Genomic DNA, 21,818 nt, shown 5'->3' on the forward strand with positions numbered 1-21,818 from the left:
AAAAAAATGGGACTGTAAAATAAGTCCGTAGATAAAGAAACGCCAGTTCCGGCAAATGCCGGTTCTGGCGTTTCTTTGTATGAATCTTTCTGCTGCTGATCAAGCATGCACATTCTTGTCAAAAAAATGGTACACTTAATAAACCTAAGCCAATAACGCTTAAGTTTTAAGCAACTTTCATTTGTCTTTGCTTCTTGTTGTGATATTTATAAAGATTGAATCCACATGAGATCAGTGTAAGTTCGAGAATTACATTTTTCTCGCCTCTTCGGAATAATCTTTTATACGATCTGTCCCACTTTAACACACCAAAGGTACCTTCGGACTGAATGCTTCGGTTCATTCTTAAAAGAGCACCGTGTATGGACTCAAGATTTTTCAGTACTTCCTGATGGATGGCAGTTAATTCTTCATTCATTCGGATTGTTCGGTTTTTGCATGCTCTTGGACAACATTCCTGCTTATGAGGGCATCCTTCATAAGATTCGCATTCATATAGTTCTTCTGTTCTCCCATATTTATTATATTTCACATGCTGTCTTCTCTTAAAGAGAAATTTCTGCCCGTTTGGACAAATAAGATTTCCATCCGCATCTTTTGAAAAGTTTACAGCACGATACGGATTTTCATGGTATTTTTTGTCCGTTGTTTCCTTTTTGTACATGGTAAATTTCATGTATTTTTCCATGCCATGTTCTTCACAATAAAGATAATTATTGTAAGAACCGTATCCTGCATCAGCAACCGGATATTTCGGATAATGACCGTATGTGCGGCTGAATTTTTCCATCAAGGGTACAAAGCATTCCATATCGGATGCATATGGTTTTACATCAATTACGGCTATGTACTCGTCACAGATGGCAGCCTGTAAGTTATATGCCGGTAGAAGCTGGTCATTCCCCATGTAATCTCGTTTCAGACGCATAAAAGTCGCATCCTGGTCGGTCTTGGAATAGCTGTTTCTTTCATTACCACAGATTTCTATATGATGCACATAAGTTTTTAAGCGTTTTAAATATCCTTCCAATTCCTGATATTGTTTTTGCTGAATACTTTTTCTGTGTCCACAGCCGGAAACAAAGGAGTTTTCATCAATGCCTGTTTCTTCCTTATACATCGCCAGTAATTCAGAAACATAACCAATGGCATTTGCCTCTATTTTTGTACCATCAATGTATGTATGCTGCAGATCCACATGATCCTTTGTAAAAATGTATGTATTTATGTCTGTAAATATCTGCTCTATGGAAGCTGTCAGTTTGTTTCGGATAAAATTTCCGAATGTAGCAAAAGTAGGTGCTTTCATTTCATCCAGAAGATACATATATCGAATATCATTATGACAGAGCTTCTCGATTTTGCGCAACGAACAAACGCCATTCTCCATAAAAGCAAAGAGTATCACTTTAAGCAGTTTTTGTTCATCACATCTTGGACGGCCTGTTTTGTAGCCTTTCTCTACAAAATATCCTGATAGGTCGATGTGGTCCATAACTTCAAAAAAAGTGTATACCGGGTCAGAAATATCAATTAATTTTTCGATTTCTAATGGTAATTTCAGTTGACGAGCTGTATAATTATTATTGGTATTTTGGTTTAGTAGCATAAATACATTATACCAAAAAATCGCTCAGACCACACACGGTCTGGGCGATTTTTCTGTTAGGGGAGTTTTTTTACAGCCCCTTATCTTATAATCTTAATTACAGTTTGTTGGTAAGTCCAACTACATACAGTTCTTTTCTGTACTCCGGAATCTTAACCAGAAGACCCTCTTCTGTGTCTGTTGTTTCTACCTTAACACTTGGATCAAATGGTCTCAGCTGTCCATGATAACCTTTGATCAGGAACTCATTTGCTCCCTCTTTCAGATGATCTGCAAACACATTGAGATTTCCCTCTTTCTGTGTATAATGCAGCTCAATTCCATTCTCCAGCATCTCAGATTCGCGGTCGCTGCAGCGTGTGCCATAAATACCATCATGGTTAACTTTCAGCCATGCGCCAAGAATCTTCAGCCTCTTTACCTGTTCTTCCGGAATTGTTCCGTCTGCTTTTGGTCCGATGTTCAGAAGCAGGTTTCCATTGTTTGCAACAGTTCCTACCAGAAGTGAAATTAGATCTGGAACAGAAATCAGTTTGTCATCACCTTCATTGGCATTATAACCGAAGGATAATCCCATTCCACGGCACATTTCCCATTTCTCTTTTCGATTCACAGAACCGGATTTGTACTCCTTGGTAAGAAAGTCATGGTAACGGTCATTGAAACGGTCGTTTACTACACCTTCCGGCACTTTGTTATAATAATGTGCCAGGAAATACGGCATCATCTCTTCGCTCTGTTTCGGCCATCCGATATCGTTCCAGAAAACGCTTGGTGCATAATCATCTACCAGTTCATTCATCTGGTTGTATGAATAATCTGCATATGCAAATGTCGGGCTGGCTGTTCCAAACAGATCATCATCCTCAAAAATAGGATCATTTGCATACTGCCAGTCAATCAGTCCTGAATAATACAGCCCCATACGGATACCTGCATCCCGGACAGCCTCTGTCAGCTCACCGGTGATATTTCTCTTCGGTCCCATTTCCACAGAGTTAAAGTGTGTATACTTACTCGGGAACAGGCAGAATCCATCATGATGCTTGGTTGTCAGAACAACATACTCTGCACCTGCTTCTTTAAAAATCTCTGCCCACTGTTTCGGATCCCAGTTTTCAGCTTTCCACATAGGAATAAAATCTTCATATTTGAAATCTTTTCCGTATTTTTCCATATGATGCTCATATGTCGGGCCTTTTCCTATGTTCAGAGAATTATAATACCACTCTGCGTAAGGATTATCCGCAAACCACTCTTTGGAATCAACTTCTCCCAGTTCCCATGTATGTGGCGCAAAAGCCGGTACAGAATAAATTCCCCAGTGAATAAAAATTCCGAATTTACAGTCCTCATACCATTTTGGAACGGTATGTGTATTTACAGAGTTCCAGTTTCCCTTATATCTTTCCATAATACAGTCCCATGTCCTTTCTGTCTGTTCAGACTTTTATTGTATTATCATTCAATTGTAATCTTTAATACAACCGGCATATCTCCTGGCTCAATAACTTTTCCACAGGAAATATCCAGAGTTTTGTTTCTTGAATAAGACGGATGAAGATCTGTTCCCAGAATCTCAATATCCTTAATGGAAGACTTCAGAAGTTTCATCTCATTTCCAAGGGATTTAATATGAATTTCTCCATCTTCCGGCCAGTGAAGTACGGTAGCATAAATATGATTGCTCTTGCTTGTGAAACGGATATCCTCAGAAGTAAAGTGCTTGTCGTAAGTGTCTGTAAAATGTCCTTCCGGAACTACAGTTGGTCCCTCACCAAATACTTTCCAGTATCTGGTTCCATATATGGACTCACCATTTACTTTCAGCCATTTTCCCATCTCTCTCAGAATATGTGCATCTTCTTCCGGAATGGTTCCATCCGGTTTCGGTCCGATGTTCAGAAGAAGCGCGCCGTTTTTGCTGACTACGTCAACAAGATCCAGAACTACATCTGATGGCTTTTTGTAATCATTTCCAACAGTGTAACCCCAGGAATTCTTTGCCACAGAGGTATCATTCTGCCACAGATCCGGTGTGATATGGTCTAACTGGCCTCTTTCCAGATCATTTACAGCACTGCCATAAACATATGCGTCAAATTTCGCATCAATGGCCGTTTCTTTTCCCCACTGTGCGGAACGGTTGTAATAGTATGCCGCAAATTTACGGAGATACGGTTTCCATGCATACTGCTGAATCCACCAGTCAAAATATACGATGGAAGGCTGATATTTATCTACAATCTCACATGTACGAACAAGCCAGTCCTGCATATGCTCCTCTGAAGGAGGATTGTCATAAATGCTACTGATATCTCTGCTGATTCCTGCTGCCGGTCCGTAAAGATCATCATACTCCGGATCATTGACATCAGATTCAGGAATCTGACGTCCGCCATTAAAGAACCAGTAATGCTCTGCTCTGTGAGTAGAAGCACCAAGTACCATTCCCTCTTTTTCAACTTCTGTTTTCAGTTCTCCGAGAATATCTCTCTTTGGTCCCATCTCTGCTGCATTCCAACGGCAGAGATCACTGGCATACATCTGGAATCCATCATGATGCTCAGCAACCGGAACAACAAATTTTGCGCCTGCTTCCTTAAAAAGCTCAGCCCATTCCTTCGGATCGAACTTCTCTGCTTTGAACTGCGGAATAAAATCTTTATATCCGAATTTATCCAGAGTTCCGTATTTTTCTTCGTGATGCAGATTTTCTTTGGAGCCTTTTATGTACATATTTCTGGGATACCACTCATTTCCGAATGCCGGAACACTGTAAACACCCCAGTGGATAAAAATTCCGAATTTATCTCTTGCATACCACTTCGGTACAGGATGCTCACAGAGAGAATCCCAGGTATCCGTGTACGGTCCCTGTGCGATCACCTCATCGATCAGAGAAAGGTATTCTTCTTTTTTCATTTTGTAGCCCTCTTTTATATTTTTTGGTCATTTTCAACAGATGCCTATATGTTACCATCAAACTTTTTAGTTGTATATATTTAACAATCCGCAAATAAATCGTTTCGTTTTTATGCAATATATACATTTCAAAAAGTAAAAAAATACTCCGATGATGTTTTTATTCGAACATCATCGGAGTATTTTCTGTTTTTATCAGGTATTCTCTTCAATCACCTTTTCGATCCGTCTCTTCACTTCTTCTGCGAGCTCTGTGGTATGCATATCTTTGTATTCCTCATAATACATCGGAGGAAGGATATGCACCTGTACAGTGATCCTCTCTGTAGAGCCGGTATCAAAAGCCTTAAAAGAATCGATCAGTGCAACCGGAACGATCGGGCATTTCGTCTTGGTGGCAGTCTTGAAGCTGCCGCCCTTGAACGGCCCCGGATGATTTCCGTTTTTACTTCTGGTTCCCTCCGGAAAGATCAGATAATTACGACCAGCCTTCACTTCCCGTATTACATTGACAATGACCTGCATGGACTGCTTCAGGTCTTCCCTGTCAATGATAAAGGCCTTCATACAGGCAAAAACCTGCTTCAGGAATGGAATATCTCCCACTTCTTTCTTAGCTACCACAGAGAAAGGAACCGGGCAGGCTTTAATGATCGCCAGTACATCAAACAGTCCCTGGTGATTCGGAAAAAACATAAATCCGTTTTCCTTGGGGATGTTTTCCTGCCCATGCACATCAATATGGATATTTCCACCTTTGATCGCATGATCATCCACATGTCTCAGGAATGCATATTTCTCTGCTTCAGGATAATCGTCGGTATGCGCCGCATACCAGCAAAGTTTGATCCACCAGTAGGGAACAAAGATCAGATTCCTGATCACCATCAGCAAAATTCGCTTCATTCTTATGTCCTCCTGCCTGTTTTATCCGTTCAGTTTCCCTGCGATTTTATCTTCATATCCCGGATTCTTTTTCAGAAAGACCTCATAAGCCTTGGTATAGTCTGTATAAGTTTTGGTGGGCATAAATTTCTGATAATCTGCCGCAGCCTGCTGGCTGATCTCATCTGAGATCTCAGCCGGCGAATACAGATAATATTTCTTATCCTGCACTTTTACAAGGTAAGTACTGATGCACGGATATTCCTGGTCATTCTGCAGTACAAGATTATAGCGGATATAAACATACGTATAATTTTTACTCTCAGAAATGGCCTCACAGCTGTCAATATTTACATCCTTTGCTCCATGAGCCTGGAAATATTTGACCGTGGATGAAATCTCTGTTTTTGCCTCATCAGAAATCTTATCCGCACCATAACATTCCTGCATTTTTTTGTCCTTGCCTTCTACCGCAGCCTTGATATAACTTTCCACAAGCCCCTCCGGGGTTCTGTGGCTGATCCCCCCACAGCCTCTGGCTGCCAGGATGATCACCAGCAGTATCAGAATAACTCCTGCCAGTGTCGCCACATGGACAAAATTCAGTTTTTTGTTGGAATATTTCAGTTTTTTCACAGATTTTTTTCTGCGTTTCTTTTTTGTCGTCGTCATGACTTATCCTCGACCTTATTCTTCTTCACTGCCTGTGACAGTTTCATCTGCGGATATTTCTTCCTCGTTATCGTTGGTCTCTCCGTCAGCTTTTTCGGAATTTACCTCCACTTCCGGATCTTTATCTCTTACCTTGGCGATGCTTGCAACCGTTACACCATCTGTAAGATTGATCATCTTCACACCGGAAGTGATCCTTCCAAGAACTGAGATATCTGCACACTGCAGACGGATGATGATACCTTCTGTTGTGATCATCATAATCTCGTTCTCTTCGTTCACAGCCTTGGCTCCGACAACGTTTCCGGTCTTCTCGGTGATCTTGTAGCACTTCACACCTTTACCGCCACGGTTCTGGACAACAAACTCACTCATTGCTGTACGTTTGCCCATTCCGTTCTCAGAAACTACCAGCAGATAATCCCCCTGGGTATTCAGCTGCATGGCAACAACTTCATCACCATCTGTAAGATTCATACCTCTTACACCCATGGATGCACGACCTGTGCTGCGGACATCAGTCTCTTTAAAACGGATGCACTGTCCGTCCTTGGTCACAAGAATGATATCTTTGTTATTATCGGTAGCTTTAACCTCGATAAGCTCATCATCGTCACGGAGAACAATCGCTGTAAGGCCTGTCTTACGTACATTCTCGTAATCTCTGATCGGAGTTTTCTTCACAAGACCTTTCTTGGTTGCCATCATCAGATAATGACCCTCTTCATATTTGCGGAGCGGGATCACAGCTGTGATCTTTTCTCCCGGTGCAAGCTGCAGCAGGTTGATGATCGCAGTTCCTCTGGCTGTACGGCCGGCCTCCGGAATCTCATATGCCTTCAGTCTGTATACACGTCCGGTATTGGTAAAGAACATGAGATAATGATGGGTTGTAGTCATCAACAGCTCTTCAATATAATCGTCCTCAATGGTCTGCATACCCTTGATTCCTCTGCCGCCACGGTTCTGACTGCGGAAGTTATCAACCGTCATACGCTTGATGTAACCAAGCTTGGTCATTGCAATCACGGTATTCTCTCTCGGGATCAGATCCTCTGTGGAAATATCGTATACATCGTATCCGATGGAAGTCTTTCTGTCATCGCCGTATTTTTCTGCAACAGCGAGAATCTCCTCGCGGATCACACGGAGAAGAAGCTTACGGTCAGCGAGGATTGCCTGGAACTTGCGGATCTTCTCCATAAGCTCTGCATACTCGGCTTCCAGCTTCTCTCTTTCCAGACCTGTCAGTGCACGGAGACGCATATCCACGATTGCCTGAGCCTGAACGTCTGTCAGCTCAAAACGCTCAATAAGTTCCTGTTTCGCGATCTGTACATTACGGGAACCACGGATGATACGGATCACTTCATCGATATTATCAAGTGCTTTCAGGAGGCCTTCCAAAATGTGGGCTCTCTCCTGGGCTTTATTCAGATCGTACTGTGTTCTTCTGCGAACAACATTCTCCTGATGTTCCAGATAATACTCCAGCATCTCTTTCAGGTTCAGAACTTTCGGTTCCATGCTTCCATGATTCGGAACAAGGGAAAGCATGATCACGCCAAAAGTATCCTGCAGCTGTGTATGTTTGTAGAGCAGATTCAGGATTACATTGGCATTGGCGTCTTTACGGAGATCGATACAGATACGCATACCCTCACGGCTGGAATGGTCATTCAAGTCTGTGATTCCGTCGATCTTTTTGTCACGGACAAGCTCTGCGATCTTCTCGATGAGACGTGCCTTGTTTACAAGGTACGGAAGCTCGGTAACTACGATACGGGATTTACCGTTAGGCAAAGTCTCGATATTTGTTACGGCGCGGACACGGATCTTGCCACGTCCTGTACGGTAAGCTTCCTCGATTCCACGTGTACCAAGGATCGTCGCTCCTGTAGGGAAGTCCGGACCTTTGACAATCTCAAGAAGCTCTTCCATCGCTGTCTCACGGTCTTCTTCCACAATGTTATCAATGATCTTAACAACGGCATTAACTGTCTCACGAAGATTATGAGGTGGAATATTGGTCGCCATACCTACAGCGATACCTGTTGTACCGTTTACCAGCAGATTCGGAAAACGTGCCGGAAGTACAACCGGCTCACGTTCTGTCTCATCAAAGTTCGGCTGGAAATCAACGGTATCTTTATTGATGTCTGCAAGCATCTCCATGGAAATCTTGCTGAGACGTGCCTCTGTGTATCGCATGGCAGCCGCACCGTCACCATCCACGGAACCAAAGTTTCCATGTCCGTCAACCAACGGATATCTTGTTGACCATTCCTGGGCCATATTAACCAGCGCACCGTAGATGGAACTGTCACCATGAGGGTGATATTTACCCATGGTATCACCGACAATACGCGCACATTTTCTGTGTGGTTTGTCAGGACCATTGTTCAACTCGATCATGGAATACAGCACTCGGCGCTGTACCGGTTTCAGGCCGTCTCTTACATCCGGCAGAGCTCGTGAGGCGATAACACTCATGGCATAGTCGATGTAAGATTCTTTCATAGTTTTTTCCAAATCCACTTCGTGGACTTTGTCAAAAATATTATCTTCCATTCTTCTTTATTCTCCTAGATATCAAGATTCTTGACGAATCTTGCATTTTCTTCGATAAATTCACGTCTTGGCTCTACCTTGTCTCCCATAAGAGTGGTAAATGTCAGATCGATCTCAGATGTGGCAGCCTCGTCCATGGTCACACGGAGAAGAATTCTCTTCTCAGGGTCCATAGTAGTCTCCCAGAGCTGTTCCGCATCCATCTCACCCAGACCTTTATAACGCTGGATCTTATTGTTTCCGTCACGTCCGATCTCGGTAAGGATATTGTTCAGTTCATCATCATCGTATGCGTACCATACTTTCTTGTTTTTCTCGACTTTATAAAGAGGCGGCTGTGCCAGGTATACATATCCCTGCTTGATCAGCTCCGGCATAAAACGATACAGGAATGTCAGAAGCAGTGTTGCGATGTGCGCACCATCAACATCGGCATCGGTCATAATGATGATCTTATGGTAACGAAGTTTGGAGATATCAAAATCCTCATGGATTCCGGTTCCGAAAGCAGTGATCATGGCCTTGATCTCTTTGTTTCCATAGATCTTGTCCAGACGTGCTTTTTCAACGTTCAGGATCTTACCACGAAGTGGAAGGATCGCCTGTGTGGCACGGTTTCTCGCTGTCTTGGCGGAACCGCCCGCGGAATCTCCCTCTACGATATAGATCTCGCAGTTCTCCGGATTCTTGTCCGAACAGTCTGCAAGTTTTCCAGGAAGAGACATGCTGTCCAGTGCGGATTTTCTTCTTGTAAGGTCACGGGCCTTTCTGGCTGCTTCTCTGGCTCTCTGTGCAAGAACAGATTTCTCAACAGTAGCCTTGGCAACTGCCGGATTCTGCTCCAGGAAAATCTCCAGCTGCTTGCTTACAACGCTGTCTACCGCACCTCTTGCCTCGCTGTTTCCAAGTTTCTGCTTGGTCTGTCCCTCAAACTGCGGATTCTCGATCTTAACGCTGACGATCGCGGTCAGACCTTCACGGATATCATCACCGCTTAAGTTAGGCTCGCTGTCCTTAAGAAGCTTATTCTTACGTGCGTAATCATTGAATGTATTGGTGATCGCATTACGGAAACCGGTAATGTGTGTACCGCCCTCCGGTGTATTGATATTATTTACAAAACCATAGGTATTCTCTGTATAGGAATCATTATGCTGCAGAGCAACCTCTACAGATACACCATCCTTCTCACCTTCACAGTAAATGATCTCCGGGTAAAGTGCCTCTTTACTTCTGTTCAGGTAGCTTACAAACTCACGGATACCACCCTCATAGTGGAATACCTTCTCACGCTCCTGGCCCTCTCTCTTATCTTCCAGCACAATACGAAGACCCTTTGTCAGGAATGCCATCTCACGGAGTCTCTGTTTCAGGATATCATAATCATAAACAGTCTCCTCAAAGATCTCCTTATCCGGAAGGAAATAAACCTTCGTTCCGGTAAGCTCCGGATCACAGTCACCTACAACCTTCAGCGGATACATGGTCTTACCACGTTCATATCTCTGTTTATATTCTTTACCCTCGTGATAAATAGTAACCTCCAGCCACTCGGAAAGTGCATTTACAACTGATGCACCAACACCGTGAAGACCACCGGAAACCTTATATCCTCCACCGCCGAACTTACCACCTGCGTGAAGAATGGTAAATACAACCTCAACTGCCGGAATACCCGCCTTATGATTGATCCCAACCGGAATACCACGACCATTATCAGTAACTGTAATGGAATTATCCGGATTGATATCTACATGAATCTCCGTACAAAAACCAGCCAGTGCTTCATCGACTGCATTATCCACGATCTCATATACGAGATGATGAAGTCCACGGCTGGAGGTACTTCCGATATACATTCCAGGCCTCTTACGTACGGCTTCCAGTCCCTCCAGGATCTGGATCTGATCCGCGCCGTATTCTGTATTCTCTGCGCCCATGTCATTCCTCCTGTTCTTGTCTGTCCGGACGTGTTTGAAAATTCATTTCTGCAGAACCACAGCAATTTCAGAAATTACTGCACCATACCCTGATCCATTAATTTCAGCAAATACGGTATTTTCAAATTTTGCAGAAAGCAATTCTCAAACCCGCTCCAGAAGTGTCATTTATACCTGTAAAATAAACGTTTTTTACATACGAATACAGAGTTTATTATAGCACAAAAAAGCCTGTATTTCCACGCAAAATCATAGGAAATACAGACAAAAAAGTATCTTATTAAATGCAATCCAAAAGCACAGCACAATATACTCTTAAAACATATGAAATATTCAGCTACTCCGGTAAAAGCCCAAATTCCTTTAACAATTTCTTCTGGTATTCCGGATCTGATGCCGATCTTATAAAAAAAGCCACATACGTTCCCAAAAATCCTTGGTCACAGTATGCAGCTTATTCAATCATCCACGATCACGTTACCTACGATCCGTACCACAATTACACCTGATCATTCAGCAGAACCTTCTCCATCCAGAAGTGCCTTATAAATATCCCGCTTGGAAACACCACGATCCCTGGCAGCAAGCTTCATGGCATCCTTCCTGGAATTCCCCTGCTGCTCATACATCGCCACATGCTCCGCAATGGAAATCTCCTCCCAGGAAGCACGCTTCTCCGCCTCCATCTCACTGCGGCTCCTGCCCTCGATCACAAGAACACACTCACCCAGCGGCTTCTCATCTTTATAAAAATCCATCAGATCATCGATCGTAGTCCGGAATGCCGTCTCATGCTTCTTGGTCAGCTCTCTGCAAAGAGTCATCCGGCGGTTGCCAAGCGCCTCTCTGAGCTCACCAAGAGTCCGTACAAGCCTGTGAGGTGCCTCATACAGGATAATAGTCCTGGTTTCACAAGAAAGCTCCTCCAGGATCGTTTTTCGTTCTTTCTTATCCGCCGGAAGAAAAGCCTCGAAAGCAAAACGCCTGGTATGCAGACCTGACAAAGTCAGAGCAGTGATGCAGGCAGCAGGACCCGGAAGTGAAGTCACTTCAATTCCGGCTTCATAACACATGGCGGCAAGCTCCTCCCCGGGGTCTGAGATACCCGGAGTACCTGCATCTGTGATCAACGCAATGTTTGTACCTGCCAGCAGCTTTTCCACGAGGACATGGCCCTTATCGATCTTATTGTATTCGTGGTAGCTGGTCATGGGGGTTTTTATATCAAAATGATTCAGAAGTTTTATGCTGTTGCGGGTATCTTCCGCAGCGATTAAGTCCACTTCCCGAAGGGTTCTTAGTACTCGAAGGGTGATGTCTTCGAGGTTTCCTATGGGGGTGGCGCATAAGTATAGTTTTCCGTTTTGTTTCATATTTTCCTCTTTTCTCGCTTGACCGCGGGGAGTTGTTTTCCACTTGGCCGTGGGGGAGTTGTTTTGCTTAACCGCGGAGGATATTCCACTTAACCGTGGGGGATATTCCGCTTGACCGCGGGGGTTTGTTTAAGTTTGGGAACTTTGAAAACCGCAAAGGGGCCGCAAAGCCGCGCCCCCTCTGCACACCCCTTGGGCTTTTTTTAAGTAGTGCAAGGGATTCGCTGTTCTTATTTGTTGACTTGTGTCTGTATGCTTCGGTATTCAGCGCGCTACGCTGTGCCGATGTTGTTTTATTTCTTCTCTTTCTCTGTGGTTCACTTCTGGCAAGGTGTCTGTATGCTTCGATACTCAGCGCGCTACGCTGTGCCGATGTTGTTTTATTTCTTCTGTTTCTCTGTGGTTCGCTTCTGGCAAAGTACCTGTATTCTTCAATACTCAGCGCGCTACGCTGTGCCGATGTTGTTTTATTTCTTCACTTTCTCAGTGATTCACTTCTGGCAAGGTGTCTGTATTCTTCGATACTCAGCGCGCTACGCTATGCCGATATTATTTCATTTCTTCACTTTCTCAGTAATTCACTTCCGGCAAGGTGTCTGTATTCTTCGATACTCAGTGCGCTACGCGTTGCGATCTCTCGCTTTGAATCTCAGGCGAGGGGAGGCAGGCTGCTGGTGGTGACGTTAGCGGAGCCCCCGTCAGCGAGGTGAGGATAGCTGCTGCCACCGAGCGCACTGTTTGAGCGAAGCGAGTTTGCGCGAATGGCAGCAAACCGGCGCCGCAGCCGAGCAGGGGGCGCAGCGTGTCACCACCAGCAGCCTGCCTCCCCTCGCCGTCCCTTCACCAACCGAAGTTCCACAGCCACCATCACCTCCCAGCCATCCAGCGCAGCGCCGATGGCCCAAAACCTCCCGAGCAGCCACCCAATCTCTCACAACCAGGCAGCCACCCTAAGCCAGCCCCATTCACACCATCCGATACAACTCCAAAATATCCTTAGTATAAACCCCAGGCCTCTCATAAACCACCAGCGGCCGTTCAACCTGGATCCTGGAATTCCCGCCCTTACAGGCCTCGATCAACACCATATTCGGCTCCTTATCAATAAAAGGATACACCAGCTGCATCCTCTTAGGCTCTAGCTTATACTTCGTCAAAGTCGCCATCAGCTCCACCAGTCTGAAAGGCCTGTGCACCAGAAAAAACCTCCCCCGGTCCTTCAGAACCCGGGCAGCCTGACAGGCCACATCATCAAAAGTACAAAGAATCTCATGCCTCGCAATCGCCTTGGGAACATGCGGATTCGTTAACCCATGCTGTCCGATCATATACGGCGGATTACACGTCACCACATCAAAAGAAACCGCCCCAAAAATCCCGGCAGCCTCCTTGATATCACCTTCAACGATCCGAACCCTGTCCTCAAGACCATTATATCTCACACTACGGTCAGCCATCTCCGCACACTCATGCTGGATCTCCAGCCCCGTAAAATGCTCCCCATCCGTACGGTCAGAAAGCAAAATCGGAATAATTCCCGTGCCAGTCCCCATATCCAGTGCAACCTCACCCTTCTTCACCCGGGCAAAACCAGACAACAGAACCGCATCCATCCCGAAACAGAACTTCTTCGGATCCTGGATCACAAACAACCCATTCTGAAGATCATCCACACGCTCACCGCATTTAACAAGATCACTTCTCATTCGGTTTCGAATCTCCCTTTTTACCCTCTTTCTCCTCGTGGTCAACTCCACCCTTACCCTTTTTCTTCTTAGGGCGGAACTTCAGATCACGAACCGGAAACTCCTGGATCTCCTTCTCATCGTTCACATCCACAACGATCTTAACCATCTGACGGAGAACATTCACACTCTGAACTGTACCGGTAATACCCTGCGGTGTAGTCACTATATCACCAATTCCCGGAAGATTCCGGTTCAGCTCCTCATAAGTTTCCTGCTCATTCTTAAGACAGCACATCAGACGTCCACAAACACCTGAAATCTTCGTCTGGTTCAGAGAAAGATTCTGCTCTTTCGCCATCTTAATGGAAACCGGTGCAAATTCGGAAAGATACGTATGGCAGCAAAGCGTCCTTCCACAGATACCAATACCACCAAGGATCTTCGTCTCATCACGGACACCGATCTGACGAAGCTCAATCCTTGTCTTAAACACAGACGCCAGATCCTTAACAAGCTGACGGAAATCAATCCGCCCGTCCGCTGTAAAATAAAACAGCACCTTGTTATTATCAAACGTATACTCCGCATCGATCAGCTTCATCTCAAGCCCATGTTCACGGATCTTCTTCTTGCAGATCTTAAAAGCCTCTTTCTCCTTCAGACGGTTCTCAGCCTCATGCTCCTCGTCCTCTTTTGTCGCAACACGGAGAACTTCCTTCAGCGGATGCACCACCTCGTCCTCCTTCACACTGCGCGGCTCCAGAACAACACGGCCATACTCCACACCACGGGCAGTCTCCACGATCACATGATCGCCGACCTTCACCTTATAGTTCTTCGGATTAAAATAATAAATCTTACCAACGTTACGAAATCTAACTCCAACTACCATTTCCATTCTATTTCTCCCTAATTGTCAGGAACAGGAGCTCCAGGGCAAGTTCGAGATTAACATTGGCACGGAGACGCACCTTGGTCTTCTCCAGTGCTTCAAGGATCTTTTCGATATTCTCATAAGAACGCTCGCTGGCCTGCTCTCTGATAAAATTAATCTCCTGTTTAAAAACCAGGTTGTCAATTTCCCTTGTTGCCTTAAACATCAGAACATCGCGGAACCAGAACTGAAAAATATCCAGGTAATCATTGATATTATTCTTATCAGCAGTCAGAGTCTTAATTGCCTCTGTCAGCTCATAAACTTCCATGGAATTGGCATATTTCAAAATCTTCAGTGCATTGGCCGTCATATCCGCAAACTCCTGGGAAGTAGCGGCCTCCTTCGCCTTGCCAATGCTGCCCTGTGCATAGGACGCATCGATCTCAGCCTGATAATCCGGCACCTGAAGATGCTCCATCAGATATTTTTTCACAAGACCATCATCCACTACTTTCAGATCCAGACGCACGCACCTGGAACGGATGGTAGGAAGAAGGCTGTCGATATTGCTGGTCAGCAACAAGATTACCGCATATTCCGGCGGCTCCTCGATTGTTTTCAAAATGGCATTCTGCGCCTGTACTGTCATCATCTCCGCATCTGGAATAATATAAATCTTATACGGACTGCAGTACGGCTTGATATCCACATCATGGACAACCTGATCTCTCACCTCATCAATACTGATGCTGCCAGGTTTCTCATGAGTCACTGTGATAATATCCGGATGATTCTTGCCGATCACCTTCTTACAGGAATCACAGGTCATACACGGTTCAGATTCTCCTGATTCACACTGCAGTGCTGCCGCAAAAGTCCCCGCAAGAAGTTTCTTGCCGGAGCCCGGTTCTCCCGTAAAAATATAAGAGTGGGACACCTTCCCTGTCTCTATCGCATTCTTCAAATGCCTGATTATATCGTCATGGCCGATGATGTCATGAAATCCTGCCATAAGAATCACCTCTTTCTGCCTTTTGTGTCCTCCGTCATACCCGGCGGACATCTTTCATCTAATTATAACATAATCTTCTGTATAAAAAAAACTATTTTTCCCTATTGTACAGATTTTATATAATTTCCAATTTCCTTCACACATTCATCCAGATTATGATTCTGAAAGCGCTTCCATATACCAGCTTTCAGAATATTTTCTTCTGAAAAATCATTCTGGTCCGCCAGAAAACGCCTGCACATCTCCTCATACTTCGGCACTTCCTGAGTTCTCTCACGGGCAAGGGCACGCTCCAGACGCTCCCCGTCCTCCACTTCTATATAAACAGGACGCATCACATCATCCCCATAATACTCCCGAAGTTTCACAAAAGACTCCAGCGTACCGATTCCCAGATAGCTGTCATTTTCCACGGAAACCTGCCCGTCATCCGCTGTAAAATATGTCCACGGACCATAAACCGTCTGATAAGTCCTGGCCTCGATCAGCTTCCCGTTTCTCCGGAACTCCTTCAGTTTATTTTCATCCACAAAAAAATATTCTCTTCCGTTCTCTTCTCCATCACGGATCGGCCGGGTGGTATAGATCACAAGCCGCCTCAGTCCCAGCTCCTGGTCCGCCTCCAGCTGCCTGTAAATACTATCCTTACCGGAAGAACTTTTTCCCATAATGTAAAAAATCTTTCCCACTCTGTCTCCTCTGCTTTCCGCGCATTACTGCTCACACTTCAGCCCAATCCAATATATCCCATAGCCAAAGCAGACAATCCGTTTGCTGCCTTCCCACAGATCAGCAATACACAGAATTTTCACTGTCAGTTATCACTGTCATACATCTCATGTTTCATTCTTCACAACGCACACAGTCTCACTTGTCTGGTCACTCAGGCCCTGTACCTCAAAGCCCTGTTCCAGGTATCTTCTCACATTTTTTACGAAATGTCCAGAAATCTGTTCCCCCGGAACGATCAGCGGGATTCCCGGAGGATAAAGATATGCAAACTCCACAGAAGTGCGCCCGATACATTCCTCAAGGGCACAACGCTCAGATTCCGCATCCATCGCCTGAGAAATTCGCATCATCTGCTTCATTTTTCCATTCTTCAATGGTTCTTCTTCCTCCGCCTCCTTTTTACATTTTAACGATTCACGCCTGTCGATCTCTTCAACGGCTTCGCAAAGTCTTCGAAATCCCTCAGCCGTATCTCCAACTGCTGCCAGCGCCAGAACATAATTCTCCGCCTCCATCTCCATTTCCAGATGGAACTCCTCCCTGAGGATCTGATGCAGCTGTCTTCCATTCAATGAGCTGTTCACTGTCGACAGCAATATCTTGGATCTGTCGAAATCAAAAACTCTCTGGCATTCACAAACTTCCGGAGTGACCAGCCGGATATATTTACACTTTCCAAGACGCTCCCTGGCTTTTTCCAGATTGTCCGTAAATACCTGGAACATTTCATCCCCTTCCCGCTCCAGCTTATCCATACACGCATCAATACTACTCATAAGAATGTAAGAAGGGCTGCTGCTCTGATAAATTCTCAGAAAACGCTTCAGTTTTTCTCTGCTTATCCGCTCGCTGCACAGATGGATCACCCCCGTCTGCGTCAGACACGGCAATGTTTTATGTACGCTGTTGATCACCACATCCGCACCAAGCTGCGCCGCAGACACCGGAAAATAATCCGAAAAACGAAAATGTGCCCCATGAGCCTCGTCCACGATCAGCGGCACACCATAATGATGAGCAACCTCTGCGATCTTCGCCACATCTGACACGATCCCGTCATAAGTCGGGGAAGTGATCAGAACCGCCTCGATTTCCGGATTCTCTGCCAGATACATTTCCACACAGCTCGGTGAGATTCCTCCGTTTATCCCCAGTTTTGGATCTTCATGTGGATAAATATACGTAGCACCCAGATCTCTGAGGTAGATTGCGTGGTAAACTGCTTTATGGCAATTCCTTGCCACCAGGATCTGACCACCCTTATCTACAGCCGCAGACACCGCCGCCAGAATCGCCCCGGAACTTCCGTTAATACTGTAAAAACTCTCCGGCACACCATAAAGCCGTGCAACATCCTCCTGGGCCCTTTTCAGAATATCCTCTGCATGATGCAGGTTATCGAACCCGTTGATTTCCGTAATATCCCTCTCTACCGGAAAATCTCCATCCACAGCCAGTGGATTTCTCTTATGCCCGGGCATATGAAATGGGTAAAAATCACTTCTGCCGTATGCCTCCAGTTTTTTATATAATCTGTCTTCCATAATTCTCCCTTTCGTCCAGATAATAATAAAGAGGGGCTATCATCAAAACGATATTCCCCTCTGTTTTATCACATCTCAGTAAAGTCAATCCTCAGATCCTCATAAATTCCAACCTTAACCGAATCCTGAAATGTATACTGTTCCGTATCTTCATTCTCAAAATCATATACCATTATCTGATTCTTCGTCGGATCCACGATCCAGTATTCTCTCACACCGGCAGTCCTGTATTTAAACAGCTTCGTGTAGTAGTCCATACGCCTGCTTGAAGGAGAAACGATCTCAATGATCCAGTCCGGAGCTCCTTTACAACCTCTGTCATCCAGTTTATCAGAATCACAGATAACGGAAACATCCGGTTCCACGTAAGTATTTGTTTTCTCATCCAGATACACTGCAAACGGTGCAGCAAATACTTCACATTTCCCTTTATTGTCATCTATATAGTTGCCTATTTTTCTGGACAAAATGCTCGAGATCCTCTGATGTCTCGTATTCGGTGGCGACATATAATAAATTTGTCCATCGATCAGTTCCGCTCTTTCGCCCTCCGGCAGAGCATAAATATCCTCTATCGTATAAACTTTTTCTTTCAACAGCGGCATATTTCCACTCCTCTCAAAAACACCTGGTAAAATGTACACCTTTATTTCGCTCTGCATTCATACGCGCATACAGCAGCTCCATCTGAAGATTTCCCGATACACTCACACCTTAAACCGGTATCCCACACCCCAGATTGTCTCAATATACTGAGGCTTGGCCGTATTAAACTCGATCTTCTCACGGATCTTCTTGATATGCACCGTAACCGTAGCGATATCACCCACAGACTCCATATCCCAGATCTCCCGGAAAAGCTCCTCCTTTGTAAAAACCCTGTTCGGATTCTCAGCCAGAAAGGTCAAAAGATCAAACTCCTTGGTAGTAAACGTCGTCTCCTCACCATTGACCCACACACGCCTGGCCGTCTTATCGATCTTAATACCACGGATCTCGATCACATCATTCTTATGCACATTGGAACCAACCAGCCGGTTATAACGCTCCATATGCGCCTTCACACGTGCAACCAGCTCACTTGGGCTGAACGGCTTGGTCATATAATCATCCGCACCAAGACCCAGTCCACGGATCTTATCGATGTCATCCTTCTTGGCAGAAACCATGATGATCGGCGTATTTTTCTCCTCACGGACCTGTCGGCAAATATCGAAACCGTCCACCTCCGGAAGCATCAGATCCAGAATGATCAGATCAAAATCCTCCTTCATGGCACGTACAAGACCTGTATCACCACGGTTCTCGATCTCCACTTCAAACCCCGAAAGCTCCAGATAATCCTTCTCAAGATCCGCAATCGCTTCCTCATCCTCTATGATCAAAATTCTACTCATTCAGCTGTACCTCCTGATATTTTCTGAGAACAAAATACATGATCGTTCCGATCCCCAGCCGGCTTGTAGCCCAGACCTTTCCACCATGATCCTCCATGATCTTCTTTACGATGGAAAGTCCGATACCGCTTCCTCCCTTGGAAGAATTTCTGGAAACATCGGTACGGTAAAAACGGTCAAAAATATACGGCAGATCCTTGGCGGCAATACCCTTACCGTTATCCTCGATCTCCACCTGGATAAAATCACCCACATCCTTCACCCGAAGCTGGATGATCCCCCTTGGCTTCTCCATATACTTAATGGCATTACTCACGATATTATGGATCACACGGCGGATCTGCTCGCCATCCGCAATAACCTGCACACCCTTCTCCACATAATTGGCATACACAAGCTCGATCCCCCTGGTCTCCATCTCAAGCCCAAGCTCCTCCGCACAATCCGAAAAATAATCCTCCACATTCAGCTTGCTAAACGTATACGGAATACGGTTGGTATCGATCTTGGAATAAAAGGTCAGCTCATTGATCAGATGATCCATCTCATTGGTCTTATTATAAATGGTACGCACATACCGGTCCATCTTCTCCGGCGTATCCGCCACACCATCCATGATCCCTTCCACATAACCCTTCACCGCAGTGATTGGCGTCTTCAGGTCATGGGAAATATTGCTGATCAGCTCCTTATTCTCCTTATCCATCAGGATTTTCTCTTCCGTGGACTCCTTCAGACGCTTACGCATCTCCTCAAAATCTTGGCAAAGCTGGGAAAATTCATCATTCCCCTCAACCTCCAGCACAAAATCCAGATTCCCCTCCTTGATGTTCTTGGTAGCCTTCTTAAGCTTCACCAGCGGAACCGCAATGCTCCGATAGATCCACAGCCCTACGGACAACGCGGTAAAAACAAGGATGATCGTTGCGGTCAGGATCATATCCTTGGCCATCAGCTTCACCTGGCTGCTGGAAGACTGCGGCAGCGAAATATCATAGACCATCTGGCTGGAATCCGAAGCCTGGCTGCTGCTCTCCTGCACATGCTTCGCCTGCGTCTGGCTGAACCCGTACAGACTTGCGGAAAAAAGAAGCAGCGGCAGCAGGATGATCGCAACGAAGCCCACAATAATACGTGTTTTTAACTTCATCTGTATCTCCGTCCTTTATAAATTCACACATTCACATACACGTATTATAACATAAACTATATTCCCTATCTCTAAATTTTCTATAAAAAACCCCATCTCACCATACAAGAAGCCCCCGGTACTGGCACTACCGGGGGCTTCACTCTTTATTCTTCTGAAACGATTATTCGTAGCTGTTGCAAAGATACTTCTTCAGAGTCTCAACCTTGTCCAGATGCTCCCATGGAAGGTCAACATCTGTACGGCCAAAGTGACCATAAGCAGCAGTCTGTTTGTAGATCGGACGGCGAAGATCAAGCATCTTGATGATACCAGCCGGACGAAGGTCAAAATTCTCACGAACGATCTCAACAAGCTTGGTCTCAGAAAGCTTACCAGTTCCGAAAGTATTCACACTGACAGATGTCGGATGTGCAACACCGATCGCATAGGAAAGCTGGATCTCACACTTGTCAGCAAGACCTGCTGCAACAATATTCTTAGCAACGTAACGAGCTGCATAAGCTGCAGAACGGTCTACCTTTGTGCAGTCCTTACCGGAGAAAGCACCGCCGCCGTGACGGCCTGTTCCACCGTAAGTATCAACGATGATCTTACGTCCTGTCAGACCACTGTCACCGTGAGGTCCGCCGATAACAAAACGGCCTGTCGGGTTGATAAAATATTTCGTATCCGCGTCAACCATATCAGCCGGGATGATCGCGTCAAAAACATATTTCTTAATGTCCTCATGGATCTGCTCCTGAGTCACATCCGGATCATGCTGTGTAGAGCATACAACCGCATCGATTCTCTTCGGCTTTCCAGCCTCATCATACTCAACAGTAACCTGTGTCTTACCATCCGGTCTTAAGTATTTCAGAGTACCATCTTTACGAACCTTTGTCAGCTGCTGAGCAAGCTTATGAGCCATGTTGATCGCATATGGCATATACTCCTCAGTCTCGTTGGAAGCATAACCAAACTGAAGGCCCTGGTCACCGGCACCGATGGAATCCAGCTCATCCTCGTTCATGTTATCCTCTTTCTGCTCAAGCGCCTTGTCAACACCCATAGCGATATCTGTGGACTGTTTGTCAAGAGCTGTGATAACTGCACAGGTATCTGCATCAAAACCATAATCAGCATTGTCATATCCAATCTCACGGATCGTATCACGAACGATCTTCTGGATATCAACGTTAGCCTTGGTTGTGATCTCACCCATAACAAGTACAAGACCTGTAGTAGTAGCTGTCTCGCATGCAACACGGCTCATTGGGTCCTGCTCCATCATAGCGTCAAGGATGGCATCGGAAATAGAGTCGCAAACCTTGTCAGGATGTCCTTCAGTTACAGATTCAGATGTAAATAAAATTTTCTCCATGTTCTTCTCCTTTTGTAATAAAACAACGGTCATAGACATAAAAAACAGCCCGTACAATCCGGACTGTTTAAGTTCTG

At 45.3% G+C, this 21,818-nt stretch carries 17 protein-coding genes; all 17 read right to left on the reverse strand.

All coding sequences use genetic code 11. The features are described from left to right. Positions 1-166 precede the first annotated feature (166 nt). The gene (locus KQI39_RS07840; protein WP_216417657.1) at positions 167-1,609 is read right to left on the reverse strand and encodes a transposase; all 1,443 of its coding nucleotides are present in this window, start codon (positions 1,607-1,609) and stop codon (positions 167-169) included. A gap of 97 nt (positions 1,610-1,706) precedes the next feature. Further along, positions 1,707-3,023, reverse strand: a complete 1,317-nt coding sequence (locus KQI39_RS07845; RefSeq protein ID WP_148445774.1) for an alpha-L-fucosidase — start codon at positions 3,021-3,023, stop codon at positions 1,707-1,709. Between the two features lie 47 nt (positions 3,024-3,070). Further along, positions 3,071-4,534, reverse strand: a complete 1,464-nt coding sequence (locus KQI39_RS07850) for an alpha-L-fucosidase (protein ID WP_216417658.1) — start codon at positions 4,532-4,534, stop codon at positions 3,071-3,073. Positions 4,535-4,729: 195 nt separating this feature from the next. Further along, the gene (locus KQI39_RS07855) at positions 4,730-5,440 is read right to left on the reverse strand and encodes a lysophospholipid acyltransferase family protein (protein ID WP_216417660.1); all 711 of its coding nucleotides are present in this window, start codon (positions 5,438-5,440) and stop codon (positions 4,730-4,732) included. A 21-nt stretch (positions 5,441-5,461) separates the two neighbouring features. Continuing rightward, positions 5,462-6,091: a hypothetical protein gene (locus tag KQI39_RS07860; protein WP_253293113.1), complete on the reverse strand. Its 630-nt coding sequence runs from the start codon at positions 6,089-6,091 to the stop codon at positions 5,462-5,464. A 15-nt stretch (positions 6,092-6,106) separates the two neighbouring features. Continuing rightward, positions 6,107-8,662, reverse strand: a complete 2,556-nt coding sequence (gene gyrA, locus KQI39_RS07865; protein ID WP_021976144.1) for a DNA gyrase subunit A — start codon at positions 8,660-8,662, stop codon at positions 6,107-6,109. 14 nt (positions 8,663-8,676) lie between these two features. Next, entirely contained in the window at positions 8,677-10,602 is a 1,926-nt protein-coding gene (gyrB, locus tag KQI39_RS07870) for a DNA topoisomerase (ATP-hydrolyzing) subunit B (RefSeq protein WP_118063637.1), read from the reverse strand. A gap of 509 nt (positions 10,603-11,111) precedes the next feature. Then, entirely contained in the window at positions 11,112-11,975 is an 864-nt protein-coding gene (gene rsmI / locus KQI39_RS07875) for a 16S rRNA (cytidine(1402)-2'-O)-methyltransferase (protein WP_114001970.1), read from the reverse strand. A 965-nt stretch (positions 11,976-12,940) separates the two neighbouring features. Beyond that, on the reverse strand, positions 12,941-13,681 hold the full coding sequence (locus KQI39_RS07880) for a tRNA1(Val) (adenine(37)-N6)-methyltransferase (protein ID WP_216417663.1): 741 nt from the start codon (positions 13,679-13,681) through the stop codon (positions 12,941-12,943). After that, positions 13,671-14,561, reverse strand: coding sequence for a PSP1 domain-containing protein (locus KQI39_RS07885; RefSeq protein ID WP_216417665.1), 891 nt, complete (start codon positions 14,559-14,561; stop codon positions 13,671-13,673). The genes KQI39_RS07880 and KQI39_RS07885 overlap by 11 nt, the downstream gene beginning before the upstream one ends. Before the next feature lies 1 nt (position 14,562). Continuing rightward, the gene (holB, locus tag KQI39_RS07890) at positions 14,563-15,552 is read right to left on the reverse strand and encodes a DNA polymerase III subunit delta' (protein WP_216417667.1); all 990 of its coding nucleotides are present in this window, start codon (positions 15,550-15,552) and stop codon (positions 14,563-14,565) included. 101 nt (positions 15,553-15,653) lie between these two features. Further along, the gene (locus tag KQI39_RS07895; RefSeq protein ID WP_216417669.1) at positions 15,654-16,241 is read right to left on the reverse strand and encodes a guanylate kinase; all 588 of its coding nucleotides are present in this window, start codon (positions 16,239-16,241) and stop codon (positions 15,654-15,656) included. Positions 16,242-16,388: 147 nt separating this feature from the next. Beyond that, the gene (locus KQI39_RS07900; RefSeq protein ID WP_216417671.1) at positions 16,389-17,828 is read right to left on the reverse strand and encodes an aminotransferase class I/II-fold pyridoxal phosphate-dependent enzyme; all 1,440 of its coding nucleotides are present in this window, start codon (positions 17,826-17,828) and stop codon (positions 16,389-16,391) included. Between the two features lie 68 nt (positions 17,829-17,896). After that, complete coding sequence (locus KQI39_RS07905; protein ID WP_118063649.1) at positions 17,897-18,433, reverse strand: Uma2 family endonuclease; 537 nt, start codon at positions 18,431-18,433, stop codon at positions 17,897-17,899. Positions 18,434-18,535: 102 nt separating this feature from the next. Then, on the reverse strand, positions 18,536-19,225 hold the full coding sequence (locus tag KQI39_RS07910) for a response regulator transcription factor (RefSeq protein WP_021975785.1): 690 nt from the start codon (positions 19,223-19,225) through the stop codon (positions 18,536-18,538). Continuing rightward, positions 19,218-20,375 (reverse strand): sensor histidine kinase, encoded by a 1,158-nt coding sequence (locus KQI39_RS07915; RefSeq protein WP_118063651.1) that lies wholly within the window; start codon positions 20,373-20,375, stop codon positions 19,218-19,220. The genes KQI39_RS07910 and KQI39_RS07915 overlap by 8 nt, the downstream gene beginning before the upstream one ends. Positions 20,376-20,538: 163 nt before the next feature. Next, positions 20,539-21,741 carry a methionine adenosyltransferase gene (gene metK, locus KQI39_RS07920; RefSeq protein ID WP_118063653.1) on the reverse strand — a complete coding sequence of 401 codons (1,203 nt, stop codon included), beginning with the start codon at positions 21,739-21,741 and terminating at the stop codon, positions 20,539-20,541. Positions 21,742-21,818 lie beyond the last annotated feature (77 nt).

The organism is Blautia sp. MSJ-36 (assembly GCF_018917985.1).
Lineage (GTDB): Bacteria > Bacillota > Clostridia > Lachnospirales > Lachnospiraceae > Blautia_A.